Source organism: Deinococcus fonticola, from assembly GCF_004634215.1.
Classification (GTDB): domain Bacteria; phylum Deinococcota; class Deinococci; order Deinococcales; family Deinococcaceae; genus Deinococcus; species Deinococcus fonticola.
In genome coordinates, this window is the sequence record NZ_SMMH01000027.1 from 24,750 (window position 1) to 48,248 (window position 23,499).

16 protein-coding genes are annotated in these 23,499 nt (G+C 60.3%); 15 read left to right on the forward strand and 1 reads right to left on the reverse strand.

Annotated features, from left to right (window positions below; translation table 11 throughout):
* Positions 1-18 precede the first annotated feature (18 nt).
* Entirely contained in the window at positions 19-2,712 is a 2,694-nt protein-coding gene (locus tag E5Z01_RS14385) for a DEAD/DEAH box helicase (RefSeq protein ID WP_167757943.1), read from the reverse strand.
* 113 nt (positions 2,713-2,825) lie between these two features.
* Here E5Z01_RS14385 and E5Z01_RS14390 point away from each other — a divergent pair, with 113 nt between their 5' ends.
* From E5Z01_RS14390 to E5Z01_RS20380, 15 genes are all read left to right on the forward strand, one after another.
* Positions 2,826-3,662, forward strand: coding sequence for a hypothetical protein (locus tag E5Z01_RS14390; protein ID WP_135229996.1), 837 nt, complete (start codon positions 2,826-2,828; stop codon positions 3,660-3,662).
* Positions 3,659-4,192, forward strand: a complete 534-nt coding sequence (locus E5Z01_RS14395; protein WP_135229997.1) for a BREX protein BrxB domain-containing protein — start codon at positions 3,659-3,661, stop codon at positions 4,190-4,192. The genes E5Z01_RS14390 and E5Z01_RS14395 overlap by 4 nt, the downstream gene beginning before the upstream one ends.
* A gap of 12 nt (positions 4,193-4,204) precedes the next feature.
* A complete protein-coding gene (brxC, locus tag E5Z01_RS14400; protein ID WP_135229998.1) occupies positions 4,205-7,630 on the forward strand; it encodes a BREX system P-loop protein BrxC in 3,426 nt (1,141 codons plus the stop codon).
* Between the two features lie 73 nt (positions 7,631-7,703).
* Positions 7,704-9,737 carry a 3'-5' exonuclease gene (locus E5Z01_RS14405; RefSeq protein WP_135229999.1) on the forward strand — a complete coding sequence of 678 codons (2,034 nt, stop codon included), beginning with the start codon at positions 7,704-7,706 and terminating at the stop codon, positions 9,735-9,737.
* The gene (locus E5Z01_RS14410) at positions 9,722-10,198 is read left to right on the forward strand and encodes a hypothetical protein (protein WP_135230000.1); all 477 of its coding nucleotides are present in this window, start codon (positions 9,722-9,724) and stop codon (positions 10,196-10,198) included. Before E5Z01_RS14405 ends, E5Z01_RS14410 begins: the two co-directional genes overlap by 16 nt.
* On the forward strand, positions 10,185-13,409 hold the full coding sequence (locus E5Z01_RS14415; protein ID WP_135230001.1) for an N-6 DNA methylase: 3,225 nt from the start codon (positions 10,185-10,187) through the stop codon (positions 13,407-13,409). The genes E5Z01_RS14410 and E5Z01_RS14415 overlap by 14 nt, the downstream gene beginning before the upstream one ends.
* Complete coding sequence (locus E5Z01_RS14420) at positions 13,409-14,041, forward strand: HNH endonuclease (RefSeq protein WP_135230002.1); 633 nt, start codon at positions 13,409-13,411, stop codon at positions 14,039-14,041. The genes E5Z01_RS14415 and E5Z01_RS14420 overlap by 1 nt, the downstream gene beginning before the upstream one ends.
* Positions 14,038-16,122, forward strand: a complete 2,085-nt coding sequence (locus tag E5Z01_RS14425; protein ID WP_135230003.1) for a DarT ssDNA thymidine ADP-ribosyltransferase family protein — start codon at positions 14,038-14,040, stop codon at positions 16,120-16,122. The genes E5Z01_RS14420 and E5Z01_RS14425 overlap by 4 nt, the downstream gene beginning before the upstream one ends.
* 2 nt (positions 16,123-16,124) lie before the next feature.
* Positions 16,125-16,802: a DarT1-associated NADAR antitoxin family protein gene (locus tag E5Z01_RS14430; protein WP_420810852.1), complete on the forward strand. Its 678-nt coding sequence runs from the start codon at positions 16,125-16,127 to the stop codon at positions 16,800-16,802.
* 24 nt (positions 16,803-16,826) lie between these two features.
* Entirely contained in the window at positions 16,827-17,630 is an 804-nt protein-coding gene (locus tag E5Z01_RS14435; protein WP_135230005.1) for a type I restriction enzyme HsdR N-terminal domain-containing protein, read from the forward strand.
* Positions 17,631-17,682: 52 nt separating this feature from the next.
* Positions 17,683-17,931 (forward strand): type II toxin-antitoxin system Phd/YefM family antitoxin, encoded by a 249-nt coding sequence (locus tag E5Z01_RS14440; RefSeq protein WP_135230006.1) that lies wholly within the window; start codon positions 17,683-17,685, stop codon positions 17,929-17,931.
* A gap of 9 nt (positions 17,932-17,940) precedes the next feature.
* Positions 17,941-18,363: a type II toxin-antitoxin system VapC family toxin gene (locus tag E5Z01_RS14445; RefSeq protein ID WP_135230007.1), complete on the forward strand. Its 423-nt coding sequence runs from the start codon at positions 17,941-17,943 to the stop codon at positions 18,361-18,363.
* Between the two features lies 1 nt (position 18,364).
* On the forward strand, positions 18,365-20,629 hold the full coding sequence (gene pglZ, locus E5Z01_RS14450) for a BREX-1 system phosphatase PglZ type B (RefSeq protein WP_135230008.1): 2,265 nt from the start codon (positions 18,365-18,367) through the stop codon (positions 20,627-20,629).
* Entirely contained in the window at positions 20,626-22,680 is a 2,055-nt protein-coding gene (gene brxL, locus E5Z01_RS14455) for a BREX system Lon protease-like protein BrxL (RefSeq protein WP_205750496.1), read from the forward strand. Before pglZ ends, brxL begins: the two co-directional genes overlap by 4 nt.
* Before the next feature lie 117 nt (positions 22,681-22,797).
* The coding region (locus E5Z01_RS20380) for a metallophosphoesterase family protein (RefSeq protein ID WP_135230009.1) at positions 22,798-23,499 on the forward strand (702 nt) is incomplete at its 3' end.

Consider the following 23,499-nt stretch of genomic DNA (forward strand, 5'->3'; position numbering starts at 1 on the left):
AACGTTCCTGTTGATCATTCATACTGCGGTTCCCTGTGCAGGTGTCTGGGTCAACTCTCCCAGGTCAAGGTCGTACCAGCCCAGCTCACTTACGCCGGGAATCGGCTGCACACCTTCCACCGGAACAACCGTGAACGAGGTGTCCCAGCGACTGTCGGTAATCAGCCGTCCCTTGTAATGCAGGCCTTTGCGAGGGTGGTAGTAGAGATCCTGAATGTTCATCTCGCGGTTGTCGTGTAGAACGCAGATGCCCTGCGATCCAGGCACGATGACCTGCACCAGTTCCCCGGGTGGTGGCGTTTCAGGCTGTGACTGACTCCAGGCTGGGATGTGCGGAGTGAGCTGGCTGGCCCGGTACAGGTCGGTGAGCGCCCCGGCGAACTGCGCCGCTGCGTCGCGTTCCGCGCCCGTTTCTGCCTGCTGGCAGGTGAACTGCGCGAGTTGGGCCGCGGTACCGAGTACTTTTTCCAGCACGCCGTCTTCCATCAAGCGGGCTGACAGGCGCAGGCTGCCGTAGGTCTGGTCGTACACGACCAGCACGTAGGCTCCCTTGTCGAGGCCCGGCTGGCTGAGGCGCAGGCGGTCGGCCGTGATGCCGATGTCACGGCGCTCGAAAGGCACTTCGATCCCGAACGCTTCCAAGATCAGGTCGGCCAGGCGTTGCCGCTGCAAGTCCGCTTGCAGCAGCGGATGGTGCAGCACCACGCCGGTACTGTAGAAGTTGCGCGTGAACTGCGAGTGCTGGAAGTAGATGCCAGTCTGGTGAGCGTCCAGCGGGTACGGGCTGGAAAACTCGTTGTTCCCACGCCGCTCGCTGAATCCGATGACCTTTTCCGCGATCATCACGTCGCAGTCCACCAGCGTGAGCAGACCGCGGCACTCGGCCCGCGTGACACTCTCCGGTTCCAGGTTTGGGTACGCCAGGGTGGGCAGGCAGATGGGTTTGGTCGAGTAGCGTTTCTCCGGGCGGGCCTGCACTCTGCGGGACACGGGATGCACCTTGGTGATGCGGAAAGCGCGGGTCATGTACAGGTACACCGCCCCCGGGTAAGCCTCACGCATCACCTGCGAATATGACAGCGAGCCGAGTTCGAAGGGTTCGTTGTTGTGCCGCACCTCGACCTGGAAGCTGCTCTCCACGTCCCGCAGCGGGAAGGCATGATGGGGATCTTCGCCCGCCTGGGTTTTGAGACTCTGCATGGTCTGCGGGAGCGTGCCCGAGCGTTCTCTGGCCACGATGTCGAGAAAACCGGCTGGCCATTCGATCGGCGTGGTGAAGTCAGTCTCCACATCCCGCCTCTGCACTGTCAGGAGCGATTCATGCTCCCCTCCGCTCTGAGCCAGGCAGAGCGCGTGAATACACTGAATGTTGGGGTTTTCCAGGTACAGGGCGCTGGTCGCCGGGGGACGGTTCAGGACATCTTCAGGTTGCTGGAACAGGATGTCGTCGGTAGGCGAACCTGTGTGCAGGATGAATACCCGGCCCGGTTTGCGCCGCCCGACGCGACCGATCCGTTGGTAGAAACTGGTGCTGGAGGTGGGAACGCCCACCAGCACCACCGCGTCCAGGTAAGGAATATCCATCCCGAGTTCCAGCGCGCTGGTGGAAATCACGCCGTCCAGTTGCCCCTCGCTCAGGCGGCGCTGAATCTCGTCGCGGTCACGCGCTTCGTACCCGCTGCGGTAGGGCAGCACTTTCAGGCGTGCGAGTGTGGAATCGTCGCGCAGATTGACTTCCTCGGCATTTTCTTCGGAATCTTCTGCCTGCGGGTCGTTCTGGCGGGCCACGATGCTGGCAAGGTTCTCGGTCTGCTTGCGGGAATCGGTGAAGCACAGGAACTTGACGCCTGCCTGGGACAGCCTCCGTAGCAGGTTAGATGCCCCGCTCAGCAGGTCCTTCACGCCGCCCTGGGGTTTCAGGAAATGCAGGCTGACGCCCGCCTTGGGTGATCCGTCTTCAGCAGGGCCGATGACCGTGAAATCGCGTCCAAACAGGAGACGCAGGTGCTCGGCTGGATCGGCCAGGGTGGCCGAGGCACACACGAACTGCAGCCGTTTGCGGCTGAGGGTCTTCGAGGCGTGCTCGAAGCGCCTCATCAGGTAGGCCGCGTTGCTGCCGAACACGCCGGTGAAGGTGTGCACCTCGTCGGCGATGATCAGGCGCACATCTCGCACGAACTGGGCCACGGCACGCTTGGCCAGGTTCGAGAGTAACCAGGCATGCATCACGTCCGGTGTGAGAATCACCACCCGGCAGTCCCGCAAGATCTCCTCACGCTGCTGGACGTTGACACTCCCGTCTATACGGCCCACCCGCGCGCTGATGTTGGCTTCGCGCAGGGCCTCACGCCAGCGCTGTTCCTGCTCAGCCCCGAGGGCTTTCTGGGGGTAGAGCACGATCACCTTGCCGCCAGGCAGGGTCGTCAGCAGTTCCATAGCCGCCAGGTGGAAGCACAGCGTTTTGCCGCTGGCGGTGCCGGTCGTCACCGCAAAACTCTCGAAATCGGACGCCAGCACCGCGGCCTGCGCCTGATGCCGGTAGATCCCCTGCGGGTAGGTGCGGGCCAGATAACGCCTGACTTCCTCACTGCAGGGCAGGTCGGTGGTGGCGACGCGCCGGGCCGGTCGCGCTGGAAGTTGAATCTCCGCTTGCTGCTGCCAACCGGCGCGTTCTACCACCTGCTGGATGTCCGTCGATTCGAGTGGGGTCATAGGGTGCCTCCGTGGCTTTACTCTGCGCGGGTCGCCCGTCACCGGTTGACACGGGGGATGGGGGATGAGCAGCGTCATTCATTGACGCGGAAGGTAAGCAAAATGAAATTCGTGTGAGGATAGTATCTTCGCGATTCCATCACGATCCTGACGAACGCCTCCATGAAGATCCGGGAACCTCGGTTATGCTCAAAAAAATGACGTCCAAACCCACCACTTCAAAAACGAACCGCCGCGCGGGATCGGTGCACACCAGCCGCACCATCATGGTTGATAACCTGCAGGCAGTTCTGACCTACACCACTAACGGAATCTTGAATTCGGAAGAGCTTAAAAAAGCGGTCGTGGACGACAACCTCCTCGGCAAGAAGACGGAACGCACCCGCCTGCGCAGCTGGCGCTACCTGAACAGCACTTACCGGCTGGATGATCCCGACCTGGCTGTGTCTGGATTCTTGAAGCTCTGGGAACAGTTTCCTGAGGCCCAGAACCAACTGGCCCTTCTGCGAGCCTTCCCGGGGGATCCCTTACTCCAGCTCAGTGCCGGGTGGATGGGCACACTGCCCATCGGTCAGAACGTGGGCTGGCCTGAGCTGGCGGAATTCCTGAAGAAGGAAGGAGTGAAATACAGCGAAAAGACGATGGGCAGCATCGCACGAAATCTCCTGTCCAGCTGGGCGCAGGTGGGCTGGCTTTCCGGCAAAGTGGCCAAAAAGCGGTTGCAGGTCACCTGGCACCCTGCCGCCATCACGTCCCTGCTTTTTCAGGAATACCGCCAGGGGGCCAGGGGGCTGGGGCTGTACGAGAGTAAGACCGCAAAAGCACTGGGCCTGGCGCCTGAGCAATTGGACACCCTCGCCAGCGAGGCCGGTCGGCTTGGAATGCTGAATTACCATCGCCTGGACGACGTCCTTGAGATCACCTTTCCAAAACTCGTGGAGGCTCCATGAGCCAGACGACCCAATTGTTCGAACGGTACAGACAGCAACTCCAACTGCCCCAGAACCCGTACCTCTCGCCCGCCGAGCGCATCTGGATCGCGGTACACGACCCGGCGGAAGAACGCCGTATCCGGGGCAATATCCGCGAGTTCGCGCTGGTCACCCAGCAGCAGAACCTGGAATGGAGTCATTTCGATCTGACCCCACACTTCGCCCGCTGGATGCTTGAGCACCCGTACCACGAGGCGTATTTCGCTGAACCGGAACTGCTCAAAGGGGCCTTACAGGGGTTCGAGAATGTCCTGCTGGACGCCCTGCAGGCTGAGATGGCAAGACTCTCCCCCCAGAGTGTCCTGGCTGTCACCGGGGCCGGAACCCTCTACGGCCTGACTCGCATTTCCACCGTCATTGAACGCGCTGCCCCCAGCCTCCGTGGCCGCATGCTGCTGTTTTTCCCGGGCAGCCTCGAAGGCCACAATTACCGCCTGCTCAACGCCCGCGACGGCTGGAATTACCATTCCGTGCCTCTGCTTCCCTGAAGGAGATCCACCTTGCAAAACGCTGAACTTTTTGCCCGCGATCCACGTCATTTCAACATTCCGAATAGCGGCGTCACCATGCTCAGCACGCCTGTCAACGACGCGCAGTGGCAGGTACTGAAGTGGGAGTTGGAAAGCTTCGTCTGTGAAGGTCAGTACGCCCGCGGTCTGGAACGGCTGCTGAGAACGTACCTGCAACGGGTGGGCGAATCCGATCAGCCGGGGTGGTGGATCAGCGGGTTTTACGGTTCCGGGAAATCGCACCTGGTGCGGGTACTGGAGCACCTCTGGACGAACACCCGCTTCCCGGACGGCAGCCTGGCCAGGGATCTGGTACACCTGCCCGCTGACATCACGAATCTGCTGCGGGAACTGGACGCCGAGGGCAAACGTGAGGGGGGGCTGTGGGCCGCTTCGGGAACGCTGGGTGCGGGTGCGGGTGACGCTGTCCGCCTGGCATTTGCGTCGATCCTCTTCCGGGCCGCGGGTTTACCCTCGCAGTATCAGCAGGCGCGACTGGTGCTCTGGTTGATGCAGAAGGGCGTCCTGGAAAACGTACGCCGGGTGATCGATGCCTCCAACGAAACCTGGGCCTTCGCACTGGAGAATATGTACCTTTCTGTGCCGCTGGCCACAGCCATCAAGGATGCGGTGCCCGGATTCAGTTCCGAGTCTGAAGTCCGTACCCTGTTCAAGGAGCAGTTCCGCCAGCCCAGTGACCTGAGCGATGAGGAAGTGCTGACGGTAGCGGAAGAAGTGATAGCGCTGCAGAGTCATAAGCCCGGCAAACTGCCGTGCACGCTGGTCATTCTCGATGAAGTGCAGCAATTCGTGGCCGGGGCAGACAACCGCATCGACCAGGTGGCCCGCCTGGCGGAAAGCGTCACCAAGCGTTTCGGCGGGAAACTGCTGCTGGTCGCCACCGGGCAGTCGGCGATGGGAGCCACACCACAGCTGTCGAAGATCAAAGACCGCTTTCCGATGGCGGTCGAATTGAGCAGCGCAGACGTAGATCAGGTGGTGCGTCAGGTGCTCCTGCGAAAAAATCCCACCCACGCGGGCGAGTTGAATACGTTACTCGATCAGGCCAGCGGTGAGATCAACCGCCACCTGAAAGACAGCCCGCGCCTGAAACGGCAGGCGAGTGACGACCAGATTCTGGCCGCCGATTACCCGATCCTGCCCAGCCGCCGCCGCCTATGGGAGGAATTCATCCGGAGTATCGACCGGGTCGGGGGTAGCGGTCAGTTGCGCAGCCAACTGCGCATCACCCATGAAGCGAACCAGGCTGTGGCTGGCAAAGTGGCCGGGCACGTCGTTGGCACCGATTTTGTCTACCAGACTTTAGAAGCCAACATGCTGAATACCGGGGCGCTGCTCCCCGACCTCTCCACCCAGATCAAGAAACTGGCCCTGGGCAACCATGGCCCTCTGAAAGAGCGGATCGCCCAGGTGCTCTTCATCATCTCGCGCCTCGATCCTGGCCTCGGCGTCAAGGCCACCGAGAGCGTCATCGCCGACCTGTTGGTGGAAAACCTGAATGAAGGCAGCAGCGGCCTGCGCGCCCAGTTGACCGGCGTCCTGGCGGAACTGGTGGAGTCCGGGCAGGTGATGCAGCACGACAACGAGTACCGGCTCCAGACCCGCGAGGGGGCAGAGTGGGAGGGGGCCTTCCGGACAGCGTTTAACCGCTTCCTGGGTGACGAGGTGGCTCAACTTCAGAAACGCGACGATCAACTCAAGAAGGCGGTGGAAGCGAGTTTCAAGCGGCACCTCACCTTCACGCAGGGCGAGAGCCGCACCGCCCGTAAAGGCGAGATCTACTACTCCGCCCCACCGACAGAGACCACCACCATTCCCATCTGGGTGCGCCGCGGCTGGGACGAAACGCAGCCGCAGGTTCGGCAGGACGCGTTAAATGTCGGGAATGAGAGTCCAGTGGTGTACGTCTACCTGCCGGAACCGGATCGCCAGGCCCTGAAAACCCAGGTCTCCACCCTCCTCGCCGCCTCGGAAGTGCTGACCATGCGGCCCAACCCGACCACGCCCGGCGCACGGGAGGCGCAGCAGGCCATGCAGACGCGGCGCAACAACGCGCAGGCGGAAGTCGAGCGACTGATCGCGCAGATGGTGGGAGGAGCGCGGGTCATTCAGGGGGGCGGTCAGGAAGTGGACGGCAACCTATCTGAAGCGTTGCCCAGGGCGCTCAATGCCTCCACGACCCGCCTGTACTCACAATTCAAGCCTGGCGATCAGGCCAGATGGGGAACGGTGCTGACCCAGGCGCGACAGGCCAACGCGAGCGCACTGGACGCCATCAACCACAGCGCCGAACCGGTCAAGCACCCGGTGCTGCAAGCGGTGCTTTCCGAGATTGGGTCTGGTAAGAAAGGCACGGATCTGCGCAGGAAGTTTACCGGCGTGCCGTACGGCTGGCCGCAGGACGCAGTGGACAGCGCCCTGGTCATGTTGACCCTGCTGGGGAACGTGACGGCTTCCGTGAACGGCAGCGAAGTCACCGCCAAGCAGCTTGATGCGGGCACGCTCGGCAAGGCCGATTTCCGCACCGTGAACGAGCCCCTCACCAAGGGACAGTTGCTGGCGGTGCGTGGGGTGTACACCGACCTCGGCATGAAGGTGGACAGCGGTCAAGAAAGTGCCATGGCCAGTACCTACGTCAGCCGCCTCAAGGACAAGGTACAGGCTTCCGGGGGTGATGCGCCCCTTCCCGATCGTCTGGAGCAGGGCTCACTGATCCACCTTCAGGGCTTGACGGGTCGGGAACTGCTGCGTCAGATCTATGAACACAAAGACGCCCTGAAGGAACTGAACGCCGCTGCACAGTCCCGCATCGATCTGATCAAGCAGCGCACCGAGGACTGGCAGAAAGTCCAGAGACTGCTAAAGCACAACACCGATCCGGCATTACAGAGTCAGGCGGATGCCATCGTCAGCAACCGGTTGCTGCTCGACGATCCAGATCCAGCTGTGCCGCTCCGAAACGACGTGATGAACAGCTTGCGGGAAAAGCTCAATCAGGCGCGCGAGCAGTATGTCAGTAGGCTGGAAGCAGGTGTCGGCGAGGTTAAGTCGATGCCGCAGTGGGCCGAGTACCCGGAAGACAACCGGGAGAGCCTCTTTTTGAAACACGGCTTAACTGGGCTCGATAAGCCGAAAGTCTCCAGTATCAACGAGGTCATCGCGGCCCTGGAACAGCGCAACCTGACCGGCTGGGCGGACGCTACTGAAGCTATTGCCGGACGCATCCAGCGCGTCAAGGAGGATGTGATCCGGGAGACGGCACCCAAGGCAGAGGTGATTCGTCCTAAGGGGGCGACCTTACATTCCGCCGAAGATGTGGAGACTTACTTAGACGCGCTGAAGCAGGAAATCATGAAATCCATCGCTGAAGGCAGACCGGTGGTTATCAACGGATAAAGGCCCGGAATGGCCTCACACCATTGAGAAAACTGTCAGGGCATGACCTCTATACTTCTTCGTTAAGGCCTACATGAAATCCATTGACCAGTACGTTACTCCCACGTTCGAAAGTGAGCAGGCCGCCCTGCCCACCCGCGTGCACAAGCGCGTTCAAAAGGCCATCACCGTTCTCAAGGAAGACCCTCAGAATCAAAAGCAGCAGCTTGATGTCAAGAAACTTGAAGCGATCGATGCCCTGCGTATCAAGGTCGATGACTACCGTGTGATTTACCGGGTGGAGGGCAACGCCCAGACGTTTATCAGTGTGCTGCCTCGCAAAGACGTCTACAAAAAACTCGGTATACCCGACGAAGACACCTTGAAAATCGTTCCCGACGTCGAACTGAGGACTGTTGCCAAACCCACGCGTCATGGCGCTCTGCCACACGAACTGACCGCTGATCTGCTGACCTCCTGGCGTATTCCGGCTGAATGTCAGTCGCCCCTGACTGCCTGCGCCACCGAGGATCACCTGCTGGAGGTGAAGGTGCCTTACCCGGTCTTCAGCCGGGTGGTCGACCTGCTGTACTCGAAGAAGTGGCAGGAACGTCTGGCGCAGCCGCAGTATGTCCTGACTCGACCCACTGACCTGGAGGACCTGGCCGAAGGGCGGCTCACCACCCGGTTGCTGCGCCTCGACGACCATCAGCGCCAGGTGAGCAGCCTTCACCTGGAGGGTGGACGCACCCCGATGGTGGTGAAAGGCGGCCCGGGCAGCGGCAAGAGTACAGTAGCTCTCTACCGCGCCAAACTGCTGGTGGAACGATATCCGGACGCTGCCATTGCCTACACCACCTACACCAACGCCCTCGCCGAGGCCAGCAAGGAACAACTGAAAATCCTGCTTCCCGAGGATTTCTCGCAAGTGCGTGTTGGGACGGTCGACAGCCTGGCGCGGCACTGGCTGGGCACCGTGGAGAAATTACCTTCCACGATTCTTGGCGCGACCAGTGAACTCACAATGACTCTGTTCGAGGAAATCCTCGCGGATAAACCCAAACAGCTGGCCCGGTACAGCGCATCCTACCTCCTGGCCGAACTATTCGACGTGATCGAAGTGGCCGGCCTCACGACGGAAGCCGAGTATCTCGCCTCGCCACGACATGGACGTAAGTCCCCTATTTCCAGTGCCAACAGGAAGCTCATCTGGGGCTTGTACGAGGCGTTGGAGGCCAAAATCCGCCAGAAGAACCTGGTCACCTGGGCCGGTTTGCGGCAGCGAACCCTGCACGCTCTCGAGGAAGGGAAGCTTCACCCACCCTACGACTACCTGATCGTCGACGAAGCGCAGGATCTCAGCCCCATCACCATCAGGATGCTGGCCAGCATGGTGAAAACACCCGGCGGGCTTTACATTACTGCCGACGCCAACCAGACGCTCTACGAGAGCAGTTTTTCCTGGGACGCTCTGAAGCAGGGCTGGCCGCAGGCGGAAGTTCACGCGCTGAAGAAGAATTACCGCAATACCGCTCAGATCGTGCGGGCAGTTGCGGACGTGCGTGAAGCACTGAACCTACAGGATGAGGAAGCCGCGCTTGACGAGGGGGCGGCCCAGGGGCCAAAACCACGCAAGGTGTACGCCACTGCGGAAACAGAAGTGGACGCCCTGGTGGACTTCATTCGTGAGGCCAGCCGGGAGAGCCGTGAACCACAGCGCAATGCCGCCATCCTTGTCGCGGGTGAGAAACTCGCGGCAGCCCGCGAAGGTGCCCGGCTTTCGAAAGAGCTGAAGTCACGCAAACTGAAAGCCAATTACATGTCGAGCAAGGATCTGCGCCTGGACGCCGACTGCATCAAGATCATCACCATGCACACCAGTAAAGGGCTGGAATTCCCGATTGTGGCCCTCTGGAACGTAACAGACGGTGTTCTGCCCCGCGATGTCAGCGACCTGCCCAGCGAGGAACAGACGGAGGAGGAACTCAAGGATCGCCGCCTGTTCTACGTGGGCTGTTCCCGAGCCATGCGGCACCTGGCGGTGTTTACGCGCAGCGGTGAGGAAAGCCCTTTCGTTTACGACCTGCAAGACGACCACTGGGAGACGCAAGAATGGAGCACAACATAAACGAAGACGCTCAATTTGCAGAGGAAGTGGCAGGTAGCGACGATTTTGAAATGAGTGATCTTATCTCTAGCCTGGAGTCGGACTTTCACGCTCGTGAAGCGTCATACCTTGATGGAAAAGAAGTGCTGGAGCGGGTATTCACTTCTCTGAAGGAAAGTCCTCTGGGCCAAAAATACAAGATCACTGGAGAGGTCAATGAATTCCAATACTGCCGCAATGGATTCATTTCCTGCGACCTAGAGCTAGAACTGCGACAAGGCCATTCCCTGGATGCATCATTCGCTATTCGGCGAACCGAGTTGGGATGGACGGTCAAACGCTACGCATTAAGAGGGGAAGATAGAGACGTTGAAGTTCAACAAGAGCAGGAGATTGTAAAACTTATTCAATATCTGTTCCGTATCGTTTCTAAAGACACAACGAGCAAATACATCAAGGTGCCGACCAATGACTGCCCTTGAAACCCCACTACGCCGCACGCTGGAAAAGAAGATCATTGACGCCCGCGATACCGCGGAGGCTGCCGCTCAGGCCGTATTTGACCGATTGCTGGTCGACAACGGGAAGCATGGCGACGCCGGGAACCTTAAGCATTTGAGTGACCAGGAGAAGCTGGTTCGTAAAGGCCTTCTGGCTAAAGAAAAACAACTTGGGAGCCGCGACGCCCTGATCCGGGAATGCGCTTACGAGCAGTGGCACACCATGCTGTTTTCCCGCTTCCTGGAAGCCAATGGCCTGCTGGTGCATCCAGAGCATAAAGAGAGTGTGACGCTGGACGACCTCGCGGAACTGGCTAACGAGGAGGGCGACGCTGACGCTTACGCCACTGCAGCCCGGTATGCCGCGGCCATGCTCCCCGGTATCTTCCGCCCGCACGACCCGCTGCTGCAGGTCAAATTCCCGACCGAGTACCGTCAGAAACTCGAAGCGTTGATCGAGGAGATTCCCAAACCAACCTACACCTCCGACGACGGCCTGGGCTGGGTCTACCAGTTCTGGCAGACGCAACGCAAAAAGCAGGTGAACGAATCAGGCCGCAAGATTGGCGGGGCCGACATTTCTCCAGTCACTCAGCTGTTCACCGAGCACTACATGGTGCAGTTCATGCTGCACAACACCATCGGCGCGTGGTGGACAGCCCGCCACCCGGATCAGCCTTTGCCCACCGACAAGAGCTACCTGCGACTGAACGACGACGGCACGCCCGCTGCTGGCTCATTCCCCGGCTGGCCCACCACCGTCAAGGAACTGAAAGTCATTGATCCGTGCTGCGGCAGCGGTCACTTTCTGGTCGCCGCGTTTGCTCTGCTGAAGCGCCTGCGGATGATCGAGGAAGGGCTGAGTGAAGCCGAAGCGGGCGAAGCGGTGCTGCGCGACAACCTGCACGGCCTGGAACTTGACCCGCGCTGCACGCAACTGGCCGCCTTCAACCTGACCCTGGAAGCCTGGAAGTCCGGCGGTTACCGCCCCCTGCCCACGCCGAATGTTGCCTGTAGCGGCCTGAGCATCAGCGCCAGCGTGGACGACTGGATGGGGCTGAGTGATGACGGTGGTATTCGCTCCGCACTCAAGATTTTGCACAAGCAATTTCAAGACGCAACGGACCTTGGGAGCCTGATCAATCCACGCCAGAGCATTCGCCAGGAACTTGGCATGTTTGCCGACGATATTTTGACCACGCTGCCTGAGCAACTTGAGAAGGCGCTGTCAAAGGAGCGTTCGTCCGACCCAGCCGCCGCCATCTTCGGGGAGAACGCGCAGGGAGTGGCGAAAGCGGCCAAATTGCTGGGAGACACTTACGATCTCGTCATTACCAACGTCCCGTACCTGGCCCGGGGCAAGCAGGGCGACACCCTGAAGACCTTCATCGAGCGGCGGCACCCGGAAGCCAAAGCCGACCTCGCCACCGCCTTTGTCCAGCGCTGCCGCGACTTTGCGGCCCCCGGCGGCAGTTACAGCCTGGTCACACCGCAGAACTGGCTGTTTCTGGGCAGCTACAAGCGCCTGCGCGAGCGGCTGCTGAAAGAACAGACCTGGGACTGGGTGGCGAGGCTGGGGATTAAAGCCTTTTCGACGCCGATGTGGGATTTCAACATCTCGTTTGTCACCCTGACGAATAAGACGCCCGCCAAAGACCATCTGATGATTGGTTTTGACGCCAGCGCAGGCAAAAGCGTTGAAGAGAAAGACGCCGCCCTGAGAGAAGGCGAGGTGGTGATGCTGGGGCAGGAGGGGCAGAGAGGGAACCCGGATTCGAGGATTAGCCTTGAGGAACGCTCTGCCTCAAAGTTGCTCAGCGATTACGCTTATGCATTTAAAGGTCTTTGCACAAGTGATGATGACCAATTTAAACAACAGTTCTGGGAGCGAGTTGATATCGACTCAGGCTGGGCAAAATATCAAGGCAGTATTTCTGCTACTTCAGACTTTGGAGGAATGGATTTCATTCTCCTGCACGAGGACGGCAACGGAAGAATGCGACGCCTTGCTAAGAGTCAATCGCAGGACAAGCATCGAGACTTACAAGGGCGTGGCGCCTGGGGGAAGAAGGGCGTAGCTATATCAGCAATGAGGGATTTGCCCGCCACTCTATTTATTGGCACTCCCTTCGATACGAATATTTCTGTAATAATTCCTGACGAAGAAGCACATTTGCCCGCAATATTTGCCTACTGCAGCTCGGAAAATTACAGCGGCGCTGTCAGAAAAATTGACCAGGCGTTGAAGGTGACTAATACATCCCTCGTCAAAGTCCCCTTCGACCTTCCCTACTGGCAGCAGGTGGCCGCCGAGAAGTACCCGGACGGCCTGCCGGAGCAGTACAGCAACGACCCCACGCAGTGGCTCTTTAAAGGCACAGTGACCGATACCACCGAGCCTTTGCAGGTGGCGGTGGCGCGGCTGCTGGGGTACAACTGGCCGGAACAGGTGGAGGACAACCTGACGCCGGATGCCGACGGCATTGTGCCGTTGCAGGCGCTTTCGGGTGAGCAGCCCGCGCATGTGCGTTTGCAGAACCTGCTGGCCCAGGCGTATGGCAGCGAGTGGAACGCGGCGAAGTTGCAGAAACTGCTGGCTCAGGTGGGGGCCGACTCGATGGAAGTCTGGCTGCGTGATAAGTTCTTCGATCAGCACAGCAAACTGTTCCATCACCGCCCCTTCCTGTGGCACATCTGGGACGGGCGCAAAGACGGCTTCAGCGCCATCGTGAACTACCACGCGCTTGACCGGGCCAAGCTGGAAAAGCTGACTTACACGTACCTGGGCGAATGGCTCGACCATCAGCGGTCAGCAATTTCTCGCAATGAGAAGGGAGCCGAGTCACGCCTGGCCGACGCCCTGACGTTGCAGAAGAAACTGGAAGCCATTCTGGAAGGCGAGCCGCCTTACGACATTTACGTGCGCTGGAAGGAACTGAATGAGCAGCCGAGAGGCTGGAACCCAGACTTGAACGACGGCGTGCGTCTGAACATCCGCCCGTTCGTGGAAGCTGGCATTCTGCGCAACAAAGTGAATGTGAAGTGGGGTAAAGACCGGGGCAGCGACCCCGGCAAGAAGGACTTCGGCGAGAAAGGCCCACAGACGGATCTGGAGAAGCACCAGAGCAACGAGCGGCACAACGACCTGCACTTCACTATGATGCAGAAGAAGAACGCGGATGGTCAGGCGTGATGAAGCGCCGCTGGTACGCTCTGCTGGCAGAAACGGATTCCTATGCGCCTGGTGTTCATTTCCTGAACTGGGATCAGGAACTCCGGCCAGAACTGGACAGGCTGGGTATTTCCTACGAACTGGCGCAGGGTTTCGGCACGGAATTGGAAGCGCAGAACCATATTGAGCAGCATGGCGACAAGCTTAGGTTCAACGCGGGAACAGAACGGCACCGGAAGGCCAGGGCGCAACGCGGGCGCTGCTGGTACTGCGGACGCATCCTGAACATGCAAACCACCCGGCAGGACGACAGCGCCGAGATCGAGCACCAGACCCCGCGGTCAAGAGGTCTGCCCATCTGTACCCAGGATCGCAACAAGGTCACCAGTTGCCGCGCCTGTAACAACTCCGCCGGGAACGGTAAGGGCGACCGCACGCTGGCGGAGTACCGCGCTCATCTGCTGAAAAACATGCCCGGCAAGGCCCACCTATTCTTCTACGGCGAGTGGCTTGACCTGGTGCGGCTGGCGCAGGCGGGCAGGTTCGGTATGAAAGGCCTGCAGCGCGTGACGTACACCTTCGTTCTACACCATGAAAGGACACTCGGCTTCCCGCAGGAGCTTCTGCTGGTTGACCTTGCAGGGTCTGCATGAGCGCCAGGGAACAGTACGCTGTCCTGTTGAATGGTCGGCTGGTCGGCAACAGTCCTTTTATCTTCAATACCCGCCAAGAGGTGGAACGCCTCGTGCTGCTGCTGGGCCACATCACGGGAGCACGGGCGTCCGCAGTTCAGCGTGGCTGGGTGCAGAAAAACGCGCCACCGTTCGATTTACAGCAGGTGAGTTCCTGGCTTGACCAATACGGCCCACAGTTAATGCAACGTGCTTACCGCCGCCCGGATGATGTACCGCAGGTTACGCTACGCGAACTGGTGTGGCCCCCGGATGCCTGGGGAGAGAGCAACTCTGTTCAGTACAGCGCGAACAGCGACACCGTTCACTACGCTTTTCCACCTCTGGAGGACTTGCCGGACGGTGCAGAGTATCCGGAGTTCCGGGATGGCCCGGACGGGAACCTGTTTGACATCATCACTGCTTCACATGATCTGGATGAGTGGAATGTGTCGCGCAGTCCTTCCTCTCACTGCATCAAGGTGGATGGCGGATGGATTGACGTTTCCGACCTGAAGCATCTGCATGGCGGCGTGCAGTACCGTCACCGGCCACTTTCCGAGCTTCCTGAACTCGACCCAGTTAGTAAGTTGCCGATGACGAAGGCGCAGGAAACGTCGTCTGAAAGGACAACTCTTCAAACGCCGCCCCCGGTTTCACTCATCACGCCACCCACAAAACCACAGGTTCAGGTAGCTCCTACAGCGGATTGGGACTTTGATGATTTCCCAACAGATGATGAACTGGATACAGCGCACAGCATTCCCCACACAGCTCTGGTGACGCCAGACCCGGCGGCAACGAACGTCTATGAGATTCGCTGGAATGACCAGGTTCTTGGGGGACAGGCTTTCCAGTTCGAATCCCGTGCCGCTGCCCTCCAGCTGCTCCGCCACCTGCATGGTGTGGTTCCTGGTGTGGTTTCCCTTGTGGAGGCTCACTCCGGCTCAAAGTTCGATGCTACGTTGCTTCTCGACTGGTTGATGGGTCATGGTCAAGCGAGCCTGCGCGAGGTCGCTGGGCCGCTGAGTTCCCGGCTGGGCCTTCGTATACCAATTCCCGACCTGGCTCCAGCGACCGGTACAGTGTGCAAGTTCGAGATTGAAGGACACGTGATCGTCAACTGCGCCATTGCATTCACCTCTGTAGAGGCCAGTCAGGCTTTACGAAAAGCCCTCAGTGACACCCTGCGGAAGTCCGTTACGAGTTACAGTAGTTCAGATCGACTGGCCCGCCCTTTTGACCTGGTGTGGTTCGCTGCTGAAGTGGAATGGGTAGGCTGGGTGAATCCCGTACATGCAGCCACCTGGCAGAGTGACCTGGCGCGATCTTTCCAGCACCATTTGCGGCAGAACCCCCCACGCTTCCGCGTGCTCATTCCTTCGTTCAAAGTGAACGTCAGGTACATTCCCGACGTAGAAAGTCCAGTTCGGTCGCGTGAAGATGAACTGCGTAGACTCGTGGAGGATCGGGGGATTCGGCACCTCGTGCATTTCACGCGGCTAGAGAACCTCCCCGGCATTCTGAAACATGGCATTCTCAGTCGCGGTGTGCTGGGCGACCAGGGGTGCGTCTGGAATGACGGCTGGCGCGGTGATGGTCGGCGTCACGCCAATTGCCTGAGCGTGTCCTACCCGAATTACAAGATGTTCTACAACTACCGCCAGCAGGTGGGTGGAAGCTGGGCGGTTCTCCTGCTTGATCCCTGTTTGTTATGGGAACTGGACTGCGGCTTCACTGAAGTGAACGCAGCTTCCACGGGCGTGGCTCAGCGCACGGAAGCATCCCTGAAAACTGTGGATGCCTTCGAGGCCCTGTTTCAGAACGATGAATTACGCCGGAAGTTACTTCTGCCGTCCCGCTACCCCACCAACCCACAGGCGGAAGTGCTCGTCTTTGAAGGCATCCATCCCACCTTTATTCAGGAAATTCACCTTGAAGAACATCTGGATGCCTCTTTCCCACTGTCCTATGAAGATCACATCATTACGATGAAAACGGACACCAGGTACTTCTGGGGGCGACATGACTACGAGTACTGGCGTAATCCGTTAGCTTTCTAGGTATGGCTGAGCGTCCCGTTTTCCTCCCTGTTTCGGCGACTCCTTTCGTCGCGGAGAAGGTCATTCCCTTTAAATGGCATCCCGGCATGTCCCGTGCCCAGGCACAGCGCTCTATCGCAGAGCTTCACGCTTCTGCTCAGGCCAAGGGCATTGAACCGCTGTTAGAAATCTCCTCGAAGGGCAGCGAGCGCCTGGGCAATGCCTTGAGTGCCTTTAACCTGACGTTCACGGCTCTGGACGGCACGACTCTTTCCGTGGAATCCGCCTACCAGGGCAGCAAGGTCTTCAGGAATGGCGACCACTTCCCTGACCTTTACCGGGCTTCCAGCCGCGACGCGAAACTGGACGAACGGGTCAAAGGACGCAGCGACATTGCCGGGTTCGACTTCTTCGGTGAAGCGTGGCCGGGGCAGCCCACTACCGCGTTTTACGACTGGCTTTACCTTCAAGCGCTCGCGCAACATCCCACCGAACTGGAAGCGCTGGAACATTACGCAGGGTTCAGCGATATCGCGTTTAACCCGCAGAAATCGGCGGCGTGCCAGGCGCGGTGTGCAGCCATGGCTCTGGGAATGCGGCGGTCGGGCGCGTGGCCAGCAGCGCTGGGCGGTCAGGACGCCTTCCTGTCAGCGCTCCATCCAGCCCCGGTCAGCGCCCGGCAACCTTCTCTCTTCGACTGAAGTTCATTCTCTGCAAAGGAACCCATGACTGACGCACCGAGTCCTGACCTGATTGAGCCGGTTACCAGAATCCAGGCGGCCCTGGAAGCGACGCCAAAGAAGTCGCGGCGGGTCTTGCTCAGGACGCTCCTCAAGGAATTCGGTTTCAAGATCAAGTCTGGCGACCGCCTGACCCGCATCCAGGGCCGCCTGGCGGAAGTCGGGATTCACGTTAATCCAGACCTGGCCGAGTGTGACCGTGAGGACTGGGTCACGCTGTCGCTGATTGCTCCGGCACTGCCGAACACCGATCCACCCGCCAGCACCATGCCGGGTTTCAGTGAAGATCCCTGGTTCACTGAAGTGAAGGCCAAAACATTCGCCAGTGAGCGCGAAGTGGAAATTCGCTTCATCCTGCCTCTGCTCGAACGACTGGGGTACCGTGAGGAGAACCGTGAGGAGAACCGTGCCGACGGCTTCCCGGTGGACATCGTGGTCGGGGTTCGACGGACACGAGCTGAGGCGGACTTTGTGCTGTTCGACGGCCCGAACCGTGATGCCAACCATGCCCTGCTGGTTGTCGAAGCCAAGCGTGCGGGGAAACGGCTCTCGGATCACGTGGGTCAGGCCAGAAGTTACGCCATGTTCCTGCAGGCACCGTACTACCTGCTCACCAACGGTGACGACATCCGCGTTTTTCTCTACCGCAGTCCCATCGAGTCGGATGTGGAGGTGTATACCGGTCACCGCGAGTCGCTCCTGGACAATTTCGCTGATCTGTACACCATGATCAGCCGTGAAGCCGTCGTGGAGTATCGCCGGGCCTGGGTTCGGCGTGGCAACACGTAGGCGATCAACCGGGCCTGCTACAATCTGGTCAGCTGACCAGATTGGAGGATGCATGACCACCTATAAACGCTGGAAACTCGAAACCGCCAAAGCCCATTTCTCGGAGGTGGTACGCGCGGCCGAGTCCGGGCAGCCGCAGCTGATCACCCGGCGTGGGCAACCTGCGGCGGTGGTACTGCCTGCCAGCCAGGTCACCCTGAAGGAGCGCAACGGCTGGGACACCTTCTCCAGCGCCCCGAAAGTGCCGGACTTCGAACCCGTACGGGCCAGCAGGCCAGGACGCGACATCCCCGAACTGTAAGGTCGCCAAATGTACCTGCTCGACACCAACGTCATCAGTGAGGCCACCAAAGCCCGCCCGGCCCCGGCCGTCGTGGCCTTCCTCCAGGGCCAGCCGCTCAGCCAGCTGTACCTGAGCGCCATTACCCTCGGGGAGCTCGAGTGGGGAACGGAACAGGTGACCGATCCCGCCCGCCGGGCCGCCCTGCGCCAGTGGCTGACGCACAGTGTGCTTCCGGATTACCTGGGCCGCATCCTGCCCATTGACGAGCAGGTGATGGTCACCTGGGCCCGCATGGTGATGGCCAGTGGGCTGAAACCAAAACAGTTGCCCTGCATGGACGCCCTGCTCGCCGCCACCGCCCTGCACCACGACCTGACCCTGGTGACGCGTAACCGTTCAGATTTTCAAGCTTTCGGCATTCATCTCCTCAACCCCTGGGAAACGACCTGACATGACCATACCCACCGACATCACCGTCCTGGACGCCCTGGAACAGGCGCTGCAGAAAGCAGGAACCTACAACCCCGGCGACGTCGTACCGCCCGTCTGCCTGCTGTGGCCGGATGGCACCGGGGAATGGCGAGCGGCAGCCGAAGCCCTCCGCCAGCGGCGTCCTGTCCTGACCCTCGGCAAGTACGACCCGGCCACCCAGACCGGGCCAGCTGTCTGGATTCGCACCGTGGTGGATCCCTGCGCAGGGACGCTTCCGGTGGTGTACCTGCCCGGTGTCTCACATGACCAGCTGCGCGACGAGCATATTCCTGAACCCCTTGCTCCCCTGGTGGAACTGCAGTACCGCGGCGCCATGTTCGAACGCCGTGACCGCAACGACTGGACTGTGGCCTCGTTCCTCAACCGCCAGGGCGAGGGGCTGGGCGTCGAGGTGGCGAGCAGCGCCCGCCCGGTGGTGGCAGGTCACCTGGAGACGCTGCTGGAACGGAAAGTCAGTGACCTCAGGCAGCGGGCTCCGCTGACCCCTGGCGTCCTGGATCAGCTCTCTTACCCGGATCTGGCGCGTGAACTGCTGACCTGGCTGAGTGAACCGGAATCACCGGTTTCAGGTGGTTTGCAGGCAGCGCTGGAAAGCGAATACGGCGTCGATCTCACCAGTGGCCCCGCCACCGTGGCGGCGCAACTGGCCGGACGTGGCGGTTCCCTGGCGGAAGCGTGGGAACGGTACACCCAGTCACCGGGTCAGTTTCCAGGCGTCCGCGAGCGACTGGCGACCACTGGCCCCACACCCGGGCCGGACTGGATCCTGGAACAGGCAGAAGTATGGCCGCAGGTCAACGAATTTGCTGAGAAAGAACTCGCAGCGGCGCTCGAAGGGTTGCATGGGCAGGCCAGCGCCCTGGTTCGGGAAGGCCTTCAGGTTCTGGAAGGGCGGCATGGCGCACGCCGGGACGTCGTGTGGAGTGCCCTGCGGGAGTCACCTCTGGCAGGTGCGCTGGCCCCGCTGCTGGAACTGGCCCAGCGCACCACAGAAACACTGAGTGGCTCTACGCCCCAGGAACTGGCGGACAGCTTCGCCTCGAACGGCTACCAGGTGGATCAGGCCGTCGTGCAGGTGCTGGCAGGTGCCCGCACCGACCTGCAGCGGCAGATCCTGGGCGGCGTGGTGCGCGCCCCGTACCTGGAATGGCTGGAGCGCGTCAACAAAATCTTTCGGCAGGCGGTCGAAGCTCAGGGGACTTTGCCCATGCCGCCGTCACACGGATGGAGTGCGGCGCCAGGCCTGGCGGTTATCTTTGTGGACGGTTTGCGCTTTGACCTCGCGGCCCAGCTGGCCAGTCACCTGAAGGATGAGGAAGTGCGGCTGGACTGGCAGTTCTCGACTGTTCCCACCATTACCAAATCGGCCAAACCCGCTGTCGCACCGGTCGGTTCCGGTATCGAGCCTTTGAACAGTCAGGAATTAACGCTTGGCCTCCAGGGTAAAACCCAGACCGCCGCGTTGTTGCGTGGTGAGCTGGCGCGGCGGGGATTTCTCAGTCCACCGGGTTCGGGTCTGCCTGACCCAGCGGGGGCCGCCTGGCTGGAATCGGGCGATTTCGACAGCATGGGTCATAGCCAGGGCTTGCGGCTGGCCTCCCGCATCGAGGACGAACTCGACAAGCTGCGTGAAACCATTGTGGAACTGCTCTCGCACGGGTTCCGGGAAGTGCGGGTCATCACCGATCACGGCTGGCTGCTGGTTCCGGGCAGCCTGCACAAAGTGGAATTGCCCGGCTCCCAGACGCTCTTCAAGAAGGAACGCTGCGCCTTGCTGAAGAGCGGCAACATCTCCGAGTACGGCACGCTGCCCTGGAGCTGGGATCACGCGGTCGACATCACGCTCGCCCCGACCATCAGTTCGTTTGAGGCGGGGGGAACCTACGCCCACGGCGGCCTGAGCCTGCAGGAGAGCGTCATCCCCGTCCTCACCATTAAGCGCGAGGGGGCACCTGTTCCCGTCGCGTTCACGTCCATCCGCTGGGTAAACAATCGCTGCAAGGTGGAAGTCACCGGCGGCACAGGACTGATGGTGGACTTGCGCCGTAAGGCCACCGACCCGGAAAGCTCGCTGATCACCGCGCGTAAATCGGTCGGGGAAGACGGTCAGGTCTCGCTGCTTGTTCCAGCCGATGACCTGGAAGGCGAGGCGGCCATTCTGGTGGCCCTGCGGGACGGACAGGTCGTGAGGCAGCAGACTGTCATCGTAGGGGATGAAGGATGACTGAGATCATGACCGACGAACTCGACCGCAAGGCCGCCAGCGCCTTTGAGGGTTACATCGTGCGCAAAGACCTGGCCCAGCGCTTTAAAGGCCAGTACCCGGTGCCCACCTACGTGGGGGAATTCCTGCTGGGGCGGTACTGTGCGACGACAGATCAGGAAGAAATCCGGGAAGGGCTGGAAGTCGTCGAGCGGCTGATGAGTGAACGCACCGTTCGTGCCGGCACCCAGGAACTGTTCAAAGCGCGGGCCAGGGAACGTGGCAGCGTTAAACTTATTGATCTGGTCACGGCAAGGTTGGACGCGAAAACGGACTCGTATCTGGTCGAACTACCTAGCCTGCAACTCAAGGACGTGCGTATTACCTCGGAACTGGTGCAGGAGCACGAGCGGATGCTGACCGGCGGCTTCTACGCTGAGGTCGAACTGGAGTATGACGCCGTGATCGCCGCCGAGAAGAACGGGCGGCCTTTCGGCGTGGCTTCCCTACGTCCCATCCAGCTGTCGAAACGCTCGGCCCTCGAGGAAATGGCGCGTGGACGGGCGGAGTTTACCACTGAGGAATGGAAGGCGCTCCTCCTCAGAAGCGTGGGATTCGAACCTGAGGCCCTCTCCGAGCGGGCCAGGGACGTCCTGCTACTGCGTATGGTGCCGTTCGTCGAGCGCAACTACAACTCGGTGGAGCTTGGCCCCCGCGGTACCGGGAAATCTCACCTGTTCCAGCAGGTGTCGCCGTATTCACACCTGGTATCGGGCGGGAAAGCCACCGTGGCCCGCATGTTCGTGAATAACGCCAACGGGCAGCGCGGCCTGGTCACGCAGTACGACGTGGTGTGCTTTGATGAGGTCTCCGGCGTGTCCTTTGACCAGAAAGACGGCGTGAACATCATGAAGGGCTACATGGAGAGCGGCGAATTTTCGCGGGGGCGTGAAAGCATCCGCGCGGACGGCGGCGTGGTGATGGTCGGGAACTTCGACGTGGACGTGGCCCACCAGCAGCGCATTGGGCATCTGTTTGGCCCAATGCCCCCTGAGATGCGCGATGACACTGCACTGATGGACCGCATTCACGCTTACCTGCCAGGCTGGGACGTGCCCAAACTGAACAGTGCGCTGTTCACCCAGCATTTTGGGCTGGTCAGCGATTTCCTGGCTGAGTGCTGGCACCAGCTGCGCTTCGAGGGACGCTGGAATAAAGTCGCTCACCGTGTCCGGCTGGGTGGGGCCTTGAGTGGCCGGGATACCACCGCCGTACAGCGCACCGTTGGTGGTCTGCTGAAGCTGATTTCGCCGGATGAGGCCGCTGAAATTAAAGACGCCGACTTGGAGTGGGCAGTGCGGCTGGCCCTCGAGATGCGCCGCCGGGTGAAGGAGCAGCAAAAGCGCATTGGCAGCGCCGAGTTCCGAAATACGCACTTCAGTTACCAGCTGGGAGAAGATGCGGTGGAGCGGTTCGTCGCCACACCGGAACTTCAGAGCGACGATTCGATAGGCTCTGACCCATTGCCGCCTGGACAGGTCTGGGCACTCGGTTCTGGTGGGCAAGATGAACACGCCGGGCTGTACCGGATTGATGTGAATGAGGGGCCAGGCAGCGGGGTTCGGGTACTCAACAATCCGGTGCCGCGTCCCTTCCAGGAGAGCATCCGCTTCGCCGAGCAGAACCTGTATTCCCAGGCCAGGACGCTGGTCGGAGAACGGGAGCCGCGCCAGCATGAGTACAGCGTGCAGCTCCGGGCCTTCGACTCGGCCCGCAGCGGCAGCGGGCTGGGCTTGCCGGCCCTGCTGGCGCTGTGCAGCGCTCTGCTGGAAAGGCCTCTCAAGGGCGGGTTGCTTGCGGCGGGTCATCTGAACCTGGGCGGCGGCATAGACCCGGTGCATAACGCTATCGACCTGGCGGAGCTGGCTGCGGAGAAACGCGCCGCGGCCCTGCTGCTGCCCATCAGCGCACGCAAGCAACTCAACGACCTGTCGGACGACGTGGCCGCCAAACTGACCATTCTGTACTACACCGATGCACGGGACGCTCTTATCAAGGCATTACAGGAGTGAATGGGCACAAGCGACCAAGCCACTGGAGGCGTTATGGTTGTGCATCCTGTGTGCAAGGCTTAACTCTACCGACTTACAACTGCCCTTATTTCACTCATCTTTGCAGACGGAGTAACGATGCGATTTATCCATACAGCTGACTGGCATCTTGGAAGGCGCTTAGGTGGTGAGTCCTTTCTCCCAGCTCAGCGACAGATCCTCGAACAATTAATTCATTTTGTCCACAGTGATCGACCTGATGCCATCCTGATCAGTGGAGATCTATACGACCGAGCTGTTCCTCCACCGGAGGCAGTCGAAGTGCTTAACGATGTCCTTGTGCAGTTACAGGCATTGAATGTTCCAGTCATTGTCATTGCCGGTAATCATGATAGCGCGGAACGTTTAGCCTTCCTGCGCCACCTGCTGCGGCATCAGAATCTGCATATCACGGGTTGGCCGGAAGTTGACCCTAAGCCGCTCGTTCTGCAGGATGAATGGGGTGCTGTGCATTTTCACTGTGTTCCGTTCTGTGAGCCGGCAGTCGTCCGCAGTAGGCTCGGTGCCAGTGACGTGCGTACCTTCGATGAGGCGATGGCTGCTTGCCTGCAACCAATTCGGGCAAGTTTGAACCTGAATGCCAGGCACGTTCTTCTGGCCCATGGTTCCGTGCTTGGAGCAAGAACCACTCCTTCCTCAGAGCGGCGACTGACTGGACTGCACCCAAGAAGGCGGACAGGGGGTCAAGTCACATCTGGGCTTGATGATACTGGGCCGCAAACTCTGCCGGGGGCACGTACCCCAGACTGGAGTGTAATCGCCTCTCGTTGTACAGGGTTA

Bases quoted from the DNA above. Each gene is read 5' to 3' on its own strand.
- E5Z01_RS14385 (WP_167757943.1), bottom strand. From the start codon at position 2,712: ATGACCCCACTCGAATCGACGGACATCCAGCAGGTGGTAGAACGCGCC.
- E5Z01_RS14395 (WP_135229997.1), top strand. From the start codon at position 3,659: ATGAGCCAGACGACCCAATTGTTCGAACGGTACAGACAGCAACTCCAA.
- E5Z01_RS14405 (WP_135229999.1), top strand. From the start codon at position 7,704: ATGAAATCCATTGACCAGTACGTTACTCCCACGTTCGAAAGTGAGCAG.
- E5Z01_RS14410 (WP_135230000.1), top strand. From the start codon at position 9,722: ATGGAGCACAACATAAACGAAGACGCTCAATTTGCAGAGGAAGTGGCA.
- E5Z01_RS14415 (WP_135230001.1), top strand. From the start codon at position 10,185: ATGACTGCCCTTGAAACCCCACTACGCCGCACGCTGGAAAAGAAGATC.
- E5Z01_RS14420 (WP_135230002.1), top strand. From the start codon at position 13,409: ATGAAGCGCCGCTGGTACGCTCTGCTGGCAGAAACGGATTCCTATGCG.
- E5Z01_RS14425 (WP_135230003.1), top strand. From the start codon at position 14,038: ATGAGCGCCAGGGAACAGTACGCTGTCCTGTTGAATGGTCGGCTGGTC.
- E5Z01_RS14430 (WP_420810852.1), top strand. From the start codon at position 16,125: ATGGCTGAGCGTCCCGTTTTCCTCCCTGTTTCGGCGACTCCTTTCGTC.
- E5Z01_RS14435 (WP_135230005.1), top strand. From the start codon at position 16,827: ATGACTGACGCACCGAGTCCTGACCTGATTGAGCCGGTTACCAGAATC.
- E5Z01_RS14440 (WP_135230006.1), top strand. From the start codon at position 17,683: ATGACCACCTATAAACGCTGGAAACTCGAAACCGCCAAAGCCCATTTC.
- E5Z01_RS14445 (WP_135230007.1), top strand. From the start codon at position 17,941: ATGTACCTGCTCGACACCAACGTCATCAGTGAGGCCACCAAAGCCCGC.
- pglZ (WP_135230008.1), top strand. From the start codon at position 18,365: ATGACCATACCCACCGACATCACCGTCCTGGACGCCCTGGAACAGGCG.
- brxL (WP_205750496.1), top strand. From the start codon at position 20,626: ATGACTGAGATCATGACCGACGAACTCGACCGCAAGGCCGCCAGCGCC.